The organism is Dyella sp. PARNA 12/25 (assembly GCF_055702865.1).
Genome location: NZ_JBVQCI010000001.1, coordinates 662,633 through 680,210 on the forward strand (window position 1 = coordinate 662,633; position 17,578 = coordinate 680,210).

Here is a 17,578-nt window from a genome sequence, read left to right on the forward strand (position 1 = left end):
GCTCAAGCTTCAAACAAAAGGGGAGGGCGTGCGCGCCCGCCTCCTTGAGATCATGGGCGCAGTCGCTATCGACATGTCCGGATACGTAAAGAGCCAGAAGCTGATGGGTCAGGTGCTCAACAATCGCACTGGACGACTACAGCGGTCGATATTTGATCGCGCAACGACCAGTGGCGACGACGTATCTGCGGTGATCGGCTCAAACGTCGAGTATGCACGACCGTTGGAAGATGGCAGTGCGCCGCACGAGATCCTTCCGGTACGCGCCAAGATGCTGTCGTTCATGGTCGGCGGCACCCGCGTGTTCGCCGCAAAGGTCAACCATCCAGGCAACAAGCCATTCAATTTCTTGAAAGGCACGCTCAAAGAAACGGCCCCACGCGAGATCCAGCGCATCCGTGAGTCCATGCGGGAATACCTGGCGGAATGACGACGATGACTCGCGAGGCCATCTACTCCGCGCTGTTCGCCGTCGCGAAAGGAGTGCCGGGATTCAAATTGGCAAGCCGACGTCTGCAGCACATTGACCAGGTTGATCCCGTCAACTTCCCGGCCGTGTTTCAGGTCCAGGTCGACGAGGATTGGAAGCAAAACGCTACCAATTTGCCGGCGATCGGCGATCTTCAGGTCGAGTGGTGGGTCTACGTCTACAGTGCTGACTACAACACATCACATGCTCAGCAGCTTAACCCGTTGATCGACGCCCTTGTGGCAGCACTTGGGCTTCCAAGCGCAATCAATTTAGCAGGCCCGCAAACCCTGGGCGGTCTAGTCCACTCACTTCATCTGAACGGGAAAATCCAATACGCGGAAGGCGTGATGGAAGACAGGGCGTTTGCTCGAATTCCTATTCTCATCAAGACCACAAGCTAACCCGAGGTAACCCCCGTGATTGACGAAACCGCATCCGCGCAAGCGGAGGGCACCGTGTTGCCCGAATCAAGCCAGCCCGCCGACGCGGGCTTTTTTGTGCGCGCCCAGTCAGTCGAGCAGCGCGTCATCGCCGCGCTCGATCGCTGGTACGCCGCCCACTTCCATGCCGCTGCCGTCGATGGCCGGCCGTCCATCACTGCCGAGGAAAAGGCGTCGCTGACCGCGCACGTCACCGAAGCGCTTACCCCGAAGGAGTAATCGACCATGACTGGTATCACTCAGCTCGGTAGCTTCGGCTCCGGCATCTTGTACGCCACGCCTTCGGGCGCCAATGCGACCCCTATTCAGTTCGGCGCACTGCAGGACATCAGCGCTGACCTATCGCGCACCACCAAACAGCTGTTCGGCCAGAACCAGCAGCCCCTTGCCATTGGTGCGGGCGAGTTGAAGGCGACGCTGAAGGCGAAGATGGGATTCGTCAGCGCAGCGACGTACGCCAACCTGTTCTACGGCGTATCGACGGCCACCGGTACGGTGGCTCTGGCGCAGAACGAGGTCCATTCGGTGCCGGCTTCCACGCCGTGGACCGTGACCGTTACCAACTCCGCGCAGTTCTCCAAGGACTTGGGCGTCACGTACGCCAACGGGAACACGCTGACCCAGGTTGCAAGTGCTCCGGCCGCTGGTCAGTACAGCGTCGCAGCTGGTGTCTACACCTTCGCCACTGCGGATGCGAACGCCTCCATCCTCATCAGCTACGAGTACACGGTCGCCGCGAGTGGCTCGACGGTCTCTGTGGGCACTGTCCTGCAGGGCGTCCAGCCGATCATCACGGTCGATCTCTACCGCGGCTACAACGGCACGGGCGAGCGCCACCGCTTCTGGGCAGCCGTCTGCTCGAAGCTCTCCATCCCGACCAAGATGGCCGACTTCGGCATCTCCGAACTGGACTTCGACTGCTTCGTCGACAGCCAGAACCGCTTCCACACCATCTACACCGACTGAGGACTGACATGATCCCCGGTTACACGATCGGCGAAGGGGCGGCGGCCATCACCGTCGCCCCCATGAATTTCCGTATCCAGTTCGACGACGAACTGGCGCCCGATGTCGAAGCGGTCACCAGCGGCACGACTGACGGCAAGGCGTTCCAGAAGGCCGCGCTCAACGTGATTCTGGCGTGCGCGCGTCGCAACCACGACGACCTCACCAAGGAAGCCTTGTACGAGGCTCTCGACGTGGGCGATCTCGGCAAGGTCATCGTCGCCATCCTCACCAAGTCGGGGTTCAATGCGCGCCCTTTGGCAGTAGCGGAGGCGGTGGCAAGCCCCTCACGCGAGCCTCAGTCATCGGCGCCATCGTCAACGGAACAGGCTGGACCATCGACTACATCCTAGACCACCTGACGATGCGGGATTACGCGGATCTGGCGGAGCACTGGCGGGATCACCCGCCCGTGCAATCCATGGTCCAGGCGTATCTGCGCATCAAGCCTCAGAGCGAACAACACGCGCCCAGCGAGGCGGAATGCACCGCATTCCTCCAGACGATGGCTGACAGACCCTTCAAGGAATAACGATGGCCGGCTCCTACGACGACGAGATCCAAGTCGCGCTAACTGCCAATGCCTCGCAGCTGCAGGAGGGTATTGCTCAGGCCACGGCGTCGATCAGCGGCATGCAGCAGACGGTGGCGCAGGAGGCGGCAGCCTTCAACACGGCCGTGCAGTCGAAAGTCGATTCCATGGTTAGGCTCAATGCGGCGTTCTCGGGCAATTTGGCCGCGACCGGTGGTATGGCCGAGGCTGAGCTTGCCCTCGATGCGGCGATGTCGGCCGGCGCTATCACGGCAGCGGAATATGCTGGGTACGTCGCACAGTTGGATGCTGCGGAAGCCAGCATGGCAGCGACGGCGACCGCGGCAACCGTTGCCATGACAGAGCAGGCCGCCACGATGCGCCTGACGGGCGGCGTGGCGCGCGAAGTGGGCGTGATGATCGGCGAGCTGGCGCGCGGCAATTACACGCGCCTCGAAGGGTCCACGATCACCTTGGCCAATCGCACCGGGTTCCTGTCGACGGCGCTGAACGCCGTGCTCAGCCCGCTGGGCATGGTCGCCCTGGCCGCTGCCGCGGTCGGCTACTCGATCTTCGAGGCCGGGCAAGAGTTCGAGCACATGGAAGGCACGGTGCTCGCCACGGGGGGCGCCGCTGGCTATACGGCGGGCCAGTTGGTCGAGATGGCCGACCGCATCGGCGAGTCCACGGGCAACATCTCGGGCGCTATGGAAGCCATCCAGAAGCTGGCCGAGTCGGGCCGGTTCGCCGGCCAGGATCTACAGCACGTCGGGCAGGCTGCCGCCGACATGTCCGCGCTCACTGGCGAAAGTATTCAGTCGTGCGTCGCGCAGATCATCCGTCTGCAGGAAGACCCGGTTAAGGCGGTCGCCAAGCTCAACGACCAGTTTCACTTCCTGACGCTCGCGCAGTTTCAGGAGATCGAGGCGGCGCAGGCGGCCGGCGACCAGCAGAAGGCCGCGGCCATTGCGTACGACGCGCTGGCCGACAAGATGCAGGGGCGCACCGACCAGCTGAACCAGCACGTCAACGTCCTTATTCGATCCTGGCGCGAACTGCGTCAGGTGTGGACCGAGACGATGCAGGAGGTCGACCACGCGCTCGGCGGTGGCGATGACGCCTATGGCCTGAACGAGGCAAAGACCCTTCTTGCGTTGCTGAAGCGTCAGGAGGAGCAGGCCAAGGAGACGGGTAGTAGCGCGCTGCCAGGCATCCGCCTCGAGATCGAGCGTCAGCAGAAGACCGTCGACGAGTTGACTGCGAAGTTCGCCGGTACGGCCAAGGCGGCCGCGCAGGTTGGCCAGGCTGCACAGGAAAGTGCGCGCCAGATCGACGCGGCGGCCAAGGGCTTCAAGGGCGGTGCCGGTAGCGGTTCCCGCGATCTTGAGTCCGACCTGCACCGACAGGAAGCCGAGCAGCAGATCAGCTACGACAAGCGCGAAGCCTTTGAGGCTCAGTTCTGGCAGAACGTGCTCGACACCTCGAAGGAGGGGAGCCAGGAGTACATCACCGCTTGGCAGCATGTGCAGTCCGCTCAACAGCAGCTGGACCGTCAGCAGGAGGAATCATGGTCGCGCGCACAGCGTCAGCGCGCCGCAGAAGCCAAGCAGGCCACGCGTGACATGATTCAAGGCTTCGAGCTGGAGCGCACGGAATCGCAGGCCGCCAGTTCGCAGCGGATCGCCATCGACGCGGCGATGATGGACCGCATTGCCCAGATGGAGGGGGAGAACTCGGCGGACTTCAAGCGGGCGCTCACTCAGCGCTTGTCGGATACGAAAGCCTTTGTTGACGCCTATCTGACGGAACTGAAGCGCGCGCAGGCCGAGGCGGACAAGGAATACAAGAGCGATGCAGAGGCTGGCCTCAAGTCCATCAACGAGGTGTTCAACGCTCGCTCGAAGGATGCCCAGGAACAGTATCGTCTACATCAAATCTCCAGCGAACAAGAGATAGCGCTTCTTCGGCAGAACGCGAACGACCAGTTGCAGGTCGAGACGGACATTCTTGAGCATTATCGCTCGTTGGTGGGCAATAAGCCGGATATCGTTCGGCAGATCAACCAGCAAATCGAAGGCCTGCAGACACAGCACAACCAGCGAATGAACCAGATTGATAACCTGGCTCTTCAGCAGCAGGCGACCCTCTGGAAGTCGCGTCTACAGCCCATCAGCTCGGCGTTCAATCAGTCCATTTCGGGCATGATCCAGGGCACGCAGACCCTTCAACAGGGCGTCTCGCGCATTCTTCAGTCGATCCTCCTTTCCTATATCCAGACCATCCTTCAGTCCAAAGAGGAATGGCTTGCCGGCGAGCTGGCGAAGGTCACCATGACATCGCAGACCTCGGCGGAAACGACCTCCATCCTTGCCACTCAGCGAGCCACCAACGATGCCGCTGATCAGGTGTCGTCGATTGCATCGGTCACTCGTGCTGCTGCAGTGGCCGGCGCTCAAGGCGTCGCGTCCTTCTCAGGCGCTCCGTGGCCGATTGATATGGGCGCTCCCGCCTTTGGCGCGCAGATGATGGCAACGGCCGCAGGCTTTGGCTCCGCTGCATCCGCTGCCGGTGGCTGGGATCGCGTCCCCTTCGATGACGCTCCAGCACTGCTCCATCGCAACGAAATGGTGCTACCGGCTCACATCGCCAACCCGTTGCGCGAAAGTTTGAGCAAAGGCGGTGGAGTGAATGGTGGCGGCGGCGATATGCACGTCCATATCCACACACTCGACGGCAAGTCCACTCAGGACTGGTTGCGCCGCGGCGGCGGCCAAGAGATCGCTAAGCACTTCTCCAACGCCACCAAGAACTCCGCCGTCACCCGGATGTAATCCATGACCTACCCGGTATTTCCGACGCTTCCCGGTCTAGCTATCGGGATCAAGCGAAAACTCGTGTGGCGTACTGGCGTGCAGTCGGCGATCTCCGGCAAGGAGACGCGCATCGCCTACATGAGCTATCCGCTGTATCAGTGGACGTTCGATATCGGTGTGATGCGCAGCTACGGCACGTTCGCGGAGCTTGCCCAGATGGTGGGCTTCTTAAACAGCCTGCAGGGCATGGCCTTGCCGTTCCTTTTCGCCGACCCCGAAGACAACGCGGTAACCGCGCAACCCCTCGGAACGGGTGATGGCGTAACGAAGAACTTCTACCTCGCTCGCGCCTATGGCAACTACGTCGAGCCGGTCCAGCAGCCCAATGTCATCAGCCAGATCACGGTGGGTGGCACGCCGACAGCGGCTTACACGCTTGGGGCGAACGGCCTGATCCAGTTCACCACCGCTCCCGCCTCCGGCGCTGCGATCGCGTGGTCCGGCTCGTTCTACTTCCTCTGCCGAATGCTGCAGGACGACCCTGAGGTCACCCAGGAACTCATCAACCTGTGGTCGGCAAAATCCATCGGGCTTCAATCCATCAAACTCTAATGAAAAACGTCTCCGCGGCCTTCCAGAACATCCTGTTCGGAGGTGGCACGCTGTTGCGCGCCGATCTCCTGACGATCACCACGCAGTGGAACACCGTGTACCGGTTCACGTCTGCGGACGTCGACCTGACGGTGGGCGGCAATACCTACAGTCACGGCCTGAAGTGGTCGCGGCTGGGCACTGCGCAGGCCATCGGCACGTCGCCCGACCAGATCGACATCGAGCTATACGACGACGGCGCGCTGTTGTTCTTTGGCGCTCCGCTGATGACGGCCGTGGCCGCAGGCCTGTTCACGAACGCCATCGTGCAGATCGACAAGATGGTGCTATCGAGCTGGACCGATACGTCGCCCGGCATCTGCGGCTGGTTCCTTGGCTATGTGTCCACGCCGAAGTCACTGGGCGGCGTCGCGACTCTCACGGTCAAGAGCATGGTCGGCAAGCTCGGCATTGCGATGCCGCGCACGATCATCCAACCGCAATGCAACAACGCTTTTGGCGATGGTGGGTGTGGATTCAATAAGGCGACGGTGACGTTCCCCGGAACCTGTACCGGTGGCACGCAGCTTCAGCCGACTGCATCGGGCCTGACCGATCACCAGTTTGACCTGGGCAAGATCACGTTCACGTCGGGCTCGAACTCCGGCGTCACGCGAAGCATTCGCTACAACCTCGGCGGCGTCGTCTATCTGGCGTACCCGCTGCCGTACGTGCCTGCCAATGGCGACACCTTCAACATTCAGCAGGGCTGTCTGCGCTCGCAGGCGGCATGCAGCACGTACAACAACCTGCAGCACTTCAAGGGCGCGCCGTATGTGCCTGATCCTGAAACGGCGCTTGAGGGTGGCGCTGGCGTTGCCGGTACGTCTGCCGATACGGGGAGCTATGGCGGCGCGATTGGTGGCTCTGGCAAGTCGTCCAGCCAAGGCCGCGGGACCTATGCGTACTGATTGGCGTGAGGCGGTTGTCGCTGAAGCGCGCAGCTGGATAGGAACGCCGTATCACCATTGCGCCGACGTGAAGGGCAGCGGCGTCGACTGCGCCATGATCACCTGGCGCGTCTATCACGACCTAGATCTGTTCGACGTACCCGACCCACGCCCGTACCCCTTTCACTGGCACCTGCACCGGGACGAGGAGCGCTATCTCCTCAACTTCGAGACGTGGGCCTACCGCGTCGACGAAGGCAAACAGCAGGCCGGCGACATCGCCCTGTTCCGCTTCGGCCGCACCGTCAGCCACAGCGGCATCCTGACTTCCCCCTCCACCATGGTTCACGCCTATGCGGGCGTGGGCTGCTACGAGGACGAGATCCGCAGCTTTGCGGACCGCCTCCATTCCTTCTGGAGCATCACCCCGTGACCGGATTGTTCGGCGGCAAGAAAGCGACGAGCCAGAAGAGCAAGGCTGTCTCTGCACTGCAGGTCCAGACCAGTACGTTCGGCCCTGTGTTGCCGATTGTCTACGGCAAGAACCGCGTCGCAGGCAATCTTGGCTGGTATGGCAACTGGGTGCCCACGCCGCATACGTCGTCGCAGTCATCGGGCGGCAAGGGCGGCGGTGGTGGCAACACAACCTCCACCAGCTACACCTACTCGACCGGCCTCCTCATGCTGTTGTGCGAGGGACCAATCAACGGTGTCGGCACGGTGTGGAAGGACAAGGAGCTGCATTCACTGGGCGACCTTGGCTTCACGCTATTCAACGGCACCACGCCGCAGACGCCTTGGTCCTGGCTGCAGGGCTACAACGCCTCGCAGGCGATCCCATACAGCGGCATGGCCTACGTCGCTGCATCCGCTCTGCAACTCGGCTCAAGCACGGGTCTCCCCAATCTCAACTTTGAGGTGAAGGGCCTAAAGCCCTACAACGCCGGCACCGTCGATGATGCGCTGCCATCCGACATCCTCACCGACTACCTGACCGACCCAGTGCACGGCGCGGGCTTCGGTGGCTACCTCGGTAGCACGACGCAGCTCTCAAACTACTGCCTGTCGCGCGGCCTGTTCATGTCGCCGATGGAGGACCAACAGCGCACCGCTGCGGACTTCGTGAAAGACATGTCCACCTGGTGCAACGTGGCCCCGGTGTGGAGCTACAACCAGCTCCTGTTTCTGCCGTATGGCGATGTGCCCATCACGAGCAGCTACGGCTCGTACACGCCGAACGTGACGCCCATCTATTCCCTTGGCGCCAACGACTTCAAGTACGAGCAGGGCAGCCAGTCGGGCGTGGAGCTGGACTGGAAGGATCTGGAGCAGTGCCATAACTCCGTGCGCATCGAGTACAACGACCGGAACAACAGCTATAACACGGTGACGCAGGAGGCCAAGGACCAGGCCGATATCGACCAGCGCGGCCCGTATCCGATGTCTAGCGTTCAGGTGAACGGCATCACGAGTGCCCAGGTAGCGCGCGATGTCGCCCAGCTGATGCTTCAGCGCGACCTGTATATCCGAAAGACCTACCGGTTCCGCACCGATATCCGGTACATGCTCCTTGAGCCGATGGATATCGTCACCCTGACGGACCCGAATGCCGGCCTGAGCAATGAGCTTGTCCGCATCACGAAGGTGACGGAGCAGAACGACGAGCTGGAGTTCGAGGCCGAAGAGCTGCCGATCGGCGTGGCCTCGGCACCGCAGTACGCACCACAGAACAGCGGCGGCTACTCCCAGGACTTCAACGTATCGCCTGGCAGCGTGTCCCAGCCGGTCATCTTCAACGCGCCCGGCCTGCTCACGCCCACCGGTTTCGAGACATGGATCGCCGTCGCTGGCATCGGCCAGTACTGGGGCGGCTGCGACGTGTGGGCATCCGAGGACAACATCACCTATCAGCGCGTCGGCCGCGTAACAGCTCCTGCTCGCTACGGCGCACTGACGGCCGCCCTCGCTGTCGGTAGCGATCCCGACACCACCAATACGGCACAGCTCTCCCTGCTGCGTGGCCAGCTCAACAGCGGCAGCCAGGCGGACGCCGACAACTGGCGGCAGATGGCCTTCATTGGTGGCGCGAGCGGTGGCGAATTCATCGCCTTTGAAACGGCGACTCTCACCGGCACGCTCTCGTACTCCCTCAGCTACTTGCGCCGTGGCGGCTACGGGTCTACGAATCAGGCGCATGTGTCCGGTGACGTGTTCGTTCGCCTCGATGAGGCCATCTTCCGCATTCCCTACGACAGGGGAAAGCGCAGCAACACGTCCTATTTCAAGTTCACCAGTTTCAACGTGTTCGGCGGCGCGATGGAACAGCTGTCGGCGGTTACGGCCTACAGTCATGTCATCGGCGCGTCCGATGTGCTAGCAGCACCAAAGCTCTATGACCAGCTGGCAGGCCAGTACGCCACCCCATCATCGGGCTCCAACTTCATCCCCAACCCCTCTTTCGAGCTGAACAACATCAACGCGCCATTGGCCGTGTTCACTACGGGCCAACCGGTTTGCGATAGCTGGTACATCTATTCGAACACTGGACAGTTCTTTGCTAGTCGCGATACCTCGACGCCCGATGTGGGAACCAGCGATCTGTCGATTGCGCTATCGGCCCCGACAACGCTTGCTGCGAGCGGAACGGCAGGATGTCGGGTCGTGTCCGCACCGATCTATGTGGCACCGGGCCAGCTGCTTTCCTTCAATGGTGACATTCGGACCGATAGCGGTGGTGGTAACGGCTCCACGATTCAGTGGACGATGGCCGTTGGCATGTTGTTCTTCAATCAGGCAGGAACTCAGGTTTCGGGCGGCGACATACTCGCAGCTCAGAATGCCGCGGCAAACGCATCCACAGGGGCATACCAAACCGTCACGCAAAGTCAGGTAACCGTTCCGGCTGGCGCAAGTTATGCCGTCGCCTATGTCGTCATCGTCGCTAACAACACCAGTTCCACCACGGCGGCGGCGCTCAACAGCTGGATTGCTCGGTTCGACAAACTCAACGGTTTGTTCGTTACCGCGGCAGGCCAGGTCAACTACAGCGGAGGCCAGACGGTCGACTCGCTGAAGCCGGCGTCGCCGAATGCGGACAACACCCAGGCAGCTGCTACGCCGCCCGTCATCAATGGTGGCTTTGACGCCTCGCCGGTTGGATACGGTTGGACGCCTGATTCTGGCGTCAGCCCATGGTACGTCGACACCTCGGGCATTACCCCTGGCGTGCCGCCCAACTGCGCGCGACGCGATGGCAACGGCACCGTTGTAACCATCGCCTATCGCAACAACGCCACCACGCCATGTCAGGCGGGGCAGGTCTATAAGTCGCAGGGTTGGGTCAAGGGCATCAATTCACCCAACGGCAGCGCCTCCGTCTACATTTCCTGGCTCAACGGGTCGTTAGCCGAGATCGGCACGACCTTCGGCAATGTCATCTCTGGCAATAACGCTGGCGGCTCGGTGGCGACAGGTACTGCACCAGCTGGTACGCAGTACGCGCGCACCTGCCTCGCGGCCTCCGGGCACTCCGTAGGTTCGTATCTCATCGACAATGTGGTCTGCACGCAATACCCGTCGTCTATTGATGAGGTGCCTGATGGCGCGACGTATCTACGCAATATGCAGCCAACTGGAACAGGCGCTGCATTGGATATCGACAATGGCATGTTTCAGCTGGCCCCGCTTTCAACTGGTGCCCCTCCGGGCTGGACTGTGTCGGGTGCGGGTGCCACCATTTTCTATCAGTCGTCGTCTCCGGCGCCTAACTACGGATCGCAGTACCTGGTTCTGTATTCCGGTACTACGACAAGCGCTACAGCGGTGGCGCGAAAGACGTTCAATGTAAAGCCAGGGGACACTATCTCGATAGCCGCACAAATCTACGCGGCAAGTGCCAATTTCTCCGCCGCAGTTGTCTCATTCTATACTTCGGCAGGCGCCTACATAAGCGGCATATCGGCCTTCAATTCGTCACAGTCCTGGCAGAAGTGTGTCGGGTCAGGTGTTGTTCCGGCGAGCGCGGCTACTGCGCAGATTGTGCTCAGCTGTCCCACCGCAAGTAGCTACGCGCTTTTCAACGCTGTCGTCGTCACGGTCAACGATACCCGCGTGGCCGGAAGTGGCGCGCAGATCGGTGACCAGCGAAATCTTAAGCAGCGCACGGTAACCAATATCCCGGCCAAGGTTCCGACGACGATCAGTTATAGCGCCACGGCTGGTTCACCGGCCACAGCGACGATCAGCGTCGGTGCATTCACGGTGCTCAATGGCAGCGTCAGCACGAGCTACAACGCCAGCAGCGCGAGCGTGACGGGTAGCAATGGCGCAACCGTCACTTACTACCTCTACATGAACGATCCGAACTTCGCGGGCGGCGCTCAGACGTTGGTGGCCACAACGAATGGAAACGACGTGTATAGCGGTGACGGATTCGTCTACGTCGGACCGGTATCCGTGTCGTACCCGTCCAGTGGTAGCGGCTCGGGTGGTGGTGGCGGTGGTGGTGGCGGCGCATGCGTCTGCGCTCACATGTGGCTGGATGAGGATACCCAGGCTGACGAAGCCGAAAAGGGTTACCTGGCTGACTGCCTCGACATTCCTACCTCGGGCCTGCGCAAGTTCCGCCGTCGCATGCTGGGCATGGAGAAGTCCATGCAGCCGTGCGTTCGTATCACCACGGAGCGTGGCGCGGTGCTTGAGTGCAGCGCATCCACGCCGTTCGATCTGCCTTCTGGTGGCATGACCTATGCGCCTGATATGGAAGGCCTGGAGGTCGTCACGGACAAGGGCATAGATACCGTTGTCAGCGTGATCGACATCGGTGAGCAGGAAGTTTGTCACCAGCACTACGGCGGTTGCAGTTACGCGGCTGGCGCTGACCCGTCGCACCGCGTCTACTCCCACAATGTAATAGCCAAGCCGTAGTCATAACACTATTGATGTATGATAATCACTCGAGTTCATTGGAGATAACCATGAGTGATCTATCTAGATTCATAGAGAAAACCCGTTCATGCGACTCTGGATGTATTGAATGGGCAGCATCAAAGGACAGGCAGGGCTATGGATATTTCTCGCTTGGCAGACTCATGCATGCCCACCGAGCGGCGTACATTCTGTTCAAGGGTGAGATACCCGAGAAAATGCTTGTTCTTCACTCTTGCGATAATCCTTCTTGCGTCAACCCAGATCATTTAAGCCTAGGCACTCACGCTGAAAACCAGAGGCAGAAGGCAGAGCGCGGAAGGTCCGTTAAGGGGCGGCCGTTCCCTGCTGTAAGGGTCGGAGAATTAAGCCCTCATTCGAGGCTATCTAACTCGACCGTACTATCCATCTACAACGATAAAAGGCCGCAGGCTCAGATAGCTCGTGACCATGGAGTTCCTCAACCTACCGTCGCTAGCATAAAACTTGGTCAGACATGGTCATCTGTCACCGGGCACGTGAAAGAGCGCCCTGGACACTTCCGTGGCTCACGTAGCTATCAGGCACTTTTGACTGACGAACAGGTTAGGGAAATTCGCGCATCAGGAAAGTCAGTGGCCCAGCTAAGCCGTGACTACTCCATGAGTTATGTGAGCATGTACAGGGTAGTCCGCGGAACAACCTACAAAGGCATTTGAGATGGCCTATACGAAACCCGCCCAGACTCCGTTCGTTGCAAACCTGGACGCCTCGGTTAACGAGTTCGTTGTCCAGCTGACCGATACGAGCAACTACGTCGCCGTCTATTGCCTGACGGATACGGAGCCAACCAGTGGTAACCCTACGTTCAAATCCTTGGCGCGCGTGGTGGATGCGACTGGAAAGGATCTTCTTGACGCCAACGGCCAGCCGATCACGTCAGTTTTCACGCACACGTCCAACCAGACTGAAGTGTCGAACAGTGGCGGCGTGCCCGGTATCCAGAAACAGGCACTTCTGGCGGTGCTGGGCGAGGCAACGACGATCTGGAACGACCCCATTCACGTCACCACCATGCAGAACGCTTCCATTCGCACGAATATCGCGACGGCGGCACACATCGGGCCAGCGGCGACTGGCAGCCTTCTCTGAGGACTACCCATGAAGCGACTGTTCCTGTTGTTCGTCCTGCCGCTCCTGGTGTTTGGCCTGGTGTTGACCCTGTGCCAGTACGTTGTATTCATCGTCACCAACCCGGCCAAGGCCTTCGCCATCGCTCGCGCTATCGACATCACGGTCAACACCGGATTCAACGGCAAGCCAGACACGACGATCAGCGCGCGGACGGCGCTGGCGCGTAACCGCGGTGAGGTCTGGGGCTGTATCGGCTGCAAGCTGTATGCACTATTTCAGCCAGACCACTGCGACATCGCGCTAGGGCTCAAGCCTGACGCCTGATTCCTGAAGGTACTCCCAGACCTTCTCTGTCTCGATGGGAATAGCCGTAAACCCGGCACCGCCGCAGATCGGGCATCCTGGCGCGGCGCGGCAGTCACACTCACGTTGTTCCAAGTAGCGACGGTGGACAAACTCGCCCTGGCCACAGTGGAAACACGTCATCCCCACTTGGTGCAGGAAGCAATGGCGCCGGCACACGTTGCAGATGCCAGCGTGACCCATGGTGGAGAATTTGACTTTGCGGCCCATGGGGGAAGGGTAGGCCTGCGTCATCTCAGGATGAGCGACTGTCCGCATCAGCGCGTCATGCCGGTAGAATGGCACCCATGACCTATCGCGATACAAGAAACGAAAAAGCCACCTCATGGGTGGCTTCTCGTCAAAATTACGCCAGATGCTTTAGAACCTCAGCAAATGCGTATTGTGTTGGTGCCCAGGAGAGGACTCGAACCTCCACGGTTTTACCCGCTAGTACCTGAAACTAGTGCGTCTACCAATTCCGCCACCTGGGCAGGTGTCACGCTTCGCTAAGTGGTCTGCGTGAGCCGCGTAGATTAGGCATGTGTCGGTGAGTTGTCAACTATTCTTTCACTGATTTTTCATCGGAACGCGTCAGGTGCGTTCCAACGCCCCCATAAAACCAAGTAAAGGCAAGGATGTGACCAGAAAAAAAGAACCGCGCAACGGCAAGCAGGGAGCCAAGCACGGCCCGTCGGCGCCGAAGAAGGGCGCTGCCCGTATCAAGCGCTCGGCCATCGCGCCGTCTCGCCGTCAGGTCGGTGTCGTCAGCGACCCGCATGCGGAACGTGAGGCGCAGCGCTACGAGCGTCCCATCCCCAGCCGCGAGTCCATCCTGGAGCTGCTGGAAAAACGCGGCGAATTGTTGACCGAGGCGCGCATCGCCGAGGCGCTCTCACTTTTCGATGAGTACGAGCTCAATGCCTTGCGCAAGCGCCTGGGCGCCATGGTGCGCGACGGCCAGCTGCTGTTGGGTCGCCGGGGCGGCTACGCGCCTGTCAGCAAGCTGGACCTGATCCAGGGTGTGGTGCTGGCCAATGCGGAGGGTTACGGCTTCCTGCGGCCGGATGACGGCAGTGAGGATCTTTACCTCTCACCACAGCAGATGCGCACGGTGCTGCACGGTGATCGCGTGCTGGGCAGCGTGGTCGGCCTCGACCGGCGCGGTCGCCGGCAGGGTGCCATCGTCGAGGTGCTGCAGCGCCGATCGCCGCGGTTGGTCGGGCGGGTGGTCATTGAAAACGGCGTGACGCTGGTGGCACCGGATGATCGCCGCCTGCACCAGGACGTGATGATCGTGCCCGGCCAGGACATGGCGGCGCGATCGGGCCAGATCGTGGTGGCCGAGATCACCGACCCGCCCACGCCGCATCGTGGCCCCATGGGAGCGATCCGTGCTGTGCTGGGCGAGCGCCTGCAACCGTCGTTGCTGGTCGAGATGGCGATTGCCAGCTACGACCTGCCGCACGATTGGCCGGGAGCGGTGACACGCGAAGCCGCCCAGGTGGAGCCACAGGTGACGGCGGCCGAACGCGAGGGCAGGGAGGATCTGCGCTCGCTGCCGTTGGTCACCATCGACGGCGCCGATGCGCGCGACTTTGACGATGCGGTCTACGCCGAACCCAAGCGGGGCGGCGGTTACCGGCTCGTGGTGGCCATCGCGGATGTATCCCACTACGTTAAGGTCGGCTCCGCGCTGGACAAGGAAGCCTACGAGCGCAGCACCTCGACCTATTTTCCGGGTTTCGTGGTGCCGATGTTGCCGGAGACGCTTTCCAACGGTATCTGCTCGCTCAATCCCAAGGTCGAACGCCTGTGCATGGTTTGCGACATGCATGTCGACGCCGAAGGCGAAGTGACCCGCTCCAAGTTCTACAACGCGGTGATGCGCTCGCATGCGCGGCTCACCTATGACCGTGTGTGGCAGGCCATTGGCCTCAACGATGCGGACGCACGCCACGAGCTTGCCGACGTCATGCCGCAGATTGAACATCTGCACGGGCTCTACAAGCTGATGGCGGCCCAGCGCAAACGGCGTGGCGCTATCGATTTCGAAACGCCGGAAGTGAAGTTCCGCCTCGATCAGCGAGGCGAAGTGGAGGCGGCGAGCGCCACCGAGCGCAACGATGCGCACAAACTGATCGAGGAGTGCATGATCGCCGCCAACGTGCAGGCGGCCCTGTTCCTCGAAAAGAAAAAGATCCCCGCCTTGTTCCGTGCGCACGAGCCGCCCCCGGCCGAGAAGTACGAGGACCTGCAGCAGTTCCTGCGCGAGTTCAAGTTGCGCATGCCGTCGGTGGAGGAGGTGACGCCCGGTGATTTTGCCGATGTGCTGAAACTGGTGCAGGATCGCCCGGAGCGCGAACTGATCCAGTCCGTGCTGCTGCGCTCGCAGAGCATGGCGGCCTACCAGCCCGACAACCGCGGCCACTTTGGCCTGGCGCTCGAGGCCTACGCGCATTTCACTTCGCCCATTCGCCGCTACCCGGACCTGCTGGTCCATCGCGCGATTCGTTACGCGATCGCCGGCGGCAAACCTTCTGCGTACAGCTACAGCCCCGGCGAGATGGCGGCGATGGCCGTGCACTGCTCGCAGCGCGAACGCCGCGCCGAGGAAGCCGAGCGCGATGTGGACGAGCGCTTCAAGTGCGCGTGGATGTCCAAGCACGTGGGCGAGGAGTTTGCAGGTACCGTCACCGGCGTCACCTCGTTCGGCTTGTTCGTCGAGCTGGACGAATCGAAGGTGTCGGGGCTGGTGCATATCAGCCAGCTGTCCAACGATTACTATCACTTCGATCCGGTACGTCATCTGTTGAAGGGTGAGCGATCGGGTATGCAGTTCCGCCTGGGCGATCACGTGCGCATCCAGGTGCTGCGCGCAAGTCTGGAGGATCGCAAGATCGACTTCCGCCTGGTGTCGCCGCGCAAGGAGAAAACTCCCGAGCCGCCGCGTGGTGAGCGTCGTTACGACTATGCTGCCGCGGGCGAGCGTTACTCACTGCCGCACGGCCGCAAGGGGACGGATCGCCCGGCGACGCGCGATAATGCCGGCCCCGCGGTCAACCTGCCACCACTACCCCCGGTGGAACGCAAGGCAGCGCCGAAGGCAAGCGAGAAGAAAGCAGGCGGCAAGGGCGTATTCGCCAAGGTGAAGTCGGCAGCCAAGGGCAAGCTGACTGCCGTGAAAGCCGCAGCGACGAAAGCAACCTCCACGGTCCGCAAGGCCGGCAAGAACAAAGGCAAACGATGAGTGAGAGTTGGATTGTCGGGATCAACCCGGTCGAAGGCGCACTGACCAACGACGCGTCGCGCGTGCGCGAAGTGCTGGTGGAGCAGGGACAGCGCAACGCGCGTGTGCAGGAGTTGGCCACGCGGGCCAAAGCGTTGAACATTCCGGTGCACCATCGTCCGCGCGAACAGCTCGACAAGTTGGCGGGTGAAGCTCGCCATCAAGGCGTGGTGGCGCTGTATGAAGCGCCGCCGATGGGCAACGAGAACGATATCCTCGGCCTGGTGGAAGCGGCAGGGCAGGATGCGCTGGTGCTGGTGCTGGATGGTGTCACCGATCCGCATAACCTCGGCGCCTGTCTGCGCAGCGCGGCGGCGGCGAGCGTCACTGCGGTGATTGTGCCGAAGGATCGCGCCGTGGGCCTGACGCCGGTGGTGCGCCGTGCCTCCGCCGGTGGCGCTGATCGCGTACCGTTGATTGCCGCTACCAATCTTGCGCGTGCATTGCGTACGCTCAAGGACGCGGGTGTGTGGATTACCGGCCTGGCCGGCGATACGGATACCAGCATCTACAGCATCGACATGAAAGGTCCCGTGGCACTGGTGCTTGGCAGTGAAGGTGAAGGCATGCGCCGCCTCACGCGAGAGACCTGTGATTTCGTGGCGAAAATTCCCATGCCGGGCACCATGGAGAGCCTCAATGTTTCGGTGGCCACCGGCGTGGTCCTGTTCGAAGCACTGCGTCAAAGGAGTGAAAAACGATGACCTTCTTGTGGCACGACTGGGCCGGTTATATCGGTGTGGTGTTGGTGCTGCTTGCGTTCCTGCTGCTGCAGGCACGCAAGCTGCGTGGTAACGGGCTCGGCTATCAGCTGATGAATATCTTGGGCGCGACCGGTGTGGCGCTGTCGTTGGTGTTTGGTGTGTCGCCCATGAATTGGCCGGCATTTCTGATGCAAATCGCCTGGATCGGCATTGGCGTGTACGGCATAACGCATACGGCGCGCGCTCGTCGTGAAGCACGCGATATCGCGGACAAGATCGCACACTGAACAGGGCATTCAGGCGGCTCGTGTAAAATGCAATGACCGGCCCCGCAATAGGGCCGGTCTGCGAGGACGACCTCGCACGCCTGTTTCTCCAGCGGGGACGACCCTGCTCTTCAT

Annotated in this window: 16 protein-coding genes and 1 tRNA gene; 16 read left to right on the top strand and 1 reads right to left on the bottom strand. The window is 61.3% G+C overall.

The features are described from left to right. Window positions 1–28 precede the first annotated feature (28 nt). The 13 genes from AC0GUR_RS03220 to AC0GUR_RS03280 all read left to right on the top strand — a co-directional run bounded on the left by AC0GUR_RS03220 (window position 29) and on the right by AC0GUR_RS03280 (window position 13,166). On the top strand, window positions 29–430 hold the full coding sequence (locus AC0GUR_RS03220) for a hypothetical protein (protein ID WP_472876026.1): 402 nt from the start codon (window positions 29–31) through the stop codon (window positions 428–430). Between the two features lie 5 nt (window positions 431–435). Beyond that, window positions 436–873, top strand: coding sequence for a hypothetical protein (locus AC0GUR_RS03225; protein ID WP_472876027.1), 438 nt, complete (start codon window positions 436–438; stop codon window positions 871–873). A 15-nt stretch (window positions 874–888) separates the two neighbouring features. After that, the gene (locus tag AC0GUR_RS03230) at window positions 889–1,131 is read left to right on the top strand and encodes a hypothetical protein (protein ID WP_472876028.1); all 243 of its coding nucleotides are present in this window, start codon (window positions 889–891) and stop codon (window positions 1,129–1,131) included. Window positions 1,132–1,137: 6 nt separating this feature from the next. Next, a complete protein-coding gene (locus AC0GUR_RS03235; RefSeq protein ID WP_472876029.1) occupies window positions 1,138–1,878 on the top strand; it encodes a hypothetical protein in 741 nt (246 codons plus the stop codon). Between the two features lie 8 nt (window positions 1,879–1,886). Continuing rightward, the gene (locus AC0GUR_RS03240) at window positions 1,887–2,270 is read left to right on the top strand and encodes a hypothetical protein (protein ID WP_472876030.1); all 384 of its coding nucleotides are present in this window, start codon (window positions 1,887–1,889) and stop codon (window positions 2,268–2,270) included. A gap of 181 nt (window positions 2,271–2,451) precedes the next feature. After that, window positions 2,452–5,280 carry a phage tail length tape measure family protein gene (locus AC0GUR_RS03245; protein ID WP_472876031.1) on the top strand — a complete coding sequence of 943 codons (2,829 nt, stop codon included), beginning with the start codon at window positions 2,452–2,454 and terminating at the stop codon, window positions 5,278–5,280. Between the two features lie 3 nt (window positions 5,281–5,283). Then, a complete protein-coding gene (locus AC0GUR_RS03250; protein ID WP_472876032.1) occupies window positions 5,284–5,874 on the top strand; it encodes a DUF2460 domain-containing protein in 591 nt (196 codons plus the stop codon). Beyond that, window positions 5,874–6,824, top strand: coding sequence for a DUF2163 domain-containing protein (locus tag AC0GUR_RS03255; RefSeq protein WP_472876033.1), 951 nt, complete (start codon window positions 5,874–5,876; stop codon window positions 6,822–6,824). The genes AC0GUR_RS03250 and AC0GUR_RS03255 overlap by 1 nt, the downstream gene beginning before the upstream one ends. Next, complete coding sequence (locus tag AC0GUR_RS03260) at window positions 6,814–7,236, top strand: C40 family peptidase (protein ID WP_472876034.1); 423 nt, start codon at window positions 6,814–6,816, stop codon at window positions 7,234–7,236. Before AC0GUR_RS03255 ends, AC0GUR_RS03260 begins: the two co-directional genes overlap by 11 nt. Beyond that, window positions 7,233–11,729 (top strand): phage tail protein, encoded by a 4,497-nt coding sequence (locus AC0GUR_RS03265; RefSeq protein WP_472876035.1) that lies wholly within the window; start codon window positions 7,233–7,235, stop codon window positions 11,727–11,729. The genes AC0GUR_RS03260 and AC0GUR_RS03265 overlap by 4 nt, the downstream gene beginning before the upstream one ends. 164 nt (window positions 11,730–11,893) lie before the next feature. Then, window positions 11,894–12,427, top strand: coding sequence for an HNH endonuclease (locus tag AC0GUR_RS03270; RefSeq protein WP_472876283.1), 534 nt, complete (start codon window positions 11,894–11,896; stop codon window positions 12,425–12,427). Between the two features lies 1 nt (window position 12,428). Continuing rightward, window positions 12,429–12,860, top strand: coding sequence for a hypothetical protein (locus tag AC0GUR_RS03275; protein ID WP_472876036.1), 432 nt, complete (start codon window positions 12,429–12,431; stop codon window positions 12,858–12,860). A gap of 9 nt (window positions 12,861–12,869) precedes the next feature. Continuing rightward, window positions 12,870–13,166, top strand: coding sequence for a hypothetical protein (locus tag AC0GUR_RS03280; RefSeq protein WP_472876037.1), 297 nt, complete (start codon window positions 12,870–12,872; stop codon window positions 13,164–13,166). A gap of 427 nt (window positions 13,167–13,593) precedes the next feature. On the opposite strand, the gene AC0GUR_RS03285 is transcribed toward AC0GUR_RS03280, so the two are convergent. Next, window positions 13,594–13,678 (bottom strand) — tRNA-Leu (locus tag AC0GUR_RS03285). 146 nt (window positions 13,679–13,824) lie between these two features. Here AC0GUR_RS03285 and rnr point away from each other — a divergent pair. From rnr to AC0GUR_RS03300, 3 genes are read left to right on the top strand one after another with little or no spacing between them, the layout of a single operon-like run. After that, window positions 13,825–16,434 carry a ribonuclease R gene (gene rnr, locus AC0GUR_RS03290; RefSeq protein ID WP_472876038.1) on the top strand — a complete coding sequence of 870 codons (2,610 nt, stop codon included), beginning with the start codon at window positions 13,825–13,827 and terminating at the stop codon, window positions 16,432–16,434. After that, complete coding sequence (rlmB, locus tag AC0GUR_RS03295) at window positions 16,431–17,177, top strand: 23S rRNA (guanosine(2251)-2'-O)-methyltransferase RlmB (protein WP_472876039.1); 747 nt, start codon at window positions 16,431–16,433, stop codon at window positions 17,175–17,177. The genes rnr and rlmB overlap by 4 nt, the downstream gene beginning before the upstream one ends. Then, on the top strand, window positions 17,174–17,464 hold the full coding sequence (locus AC0GUR_RS03300; protein WP_472876040.1) for a CBU_0592 family membrane protein: 291 nt from the start codon (window positions 17,174–17,176) through the stop codon (window positions 17,462–17,464). The genes rlmB and AC0GUR_RS03300 overlap by 4 nt, the downstream gene beginning before the upstream one ends. The last annotated feature ends 114 nt before the right edge of the window (window positions 17,465–17,578 follow it).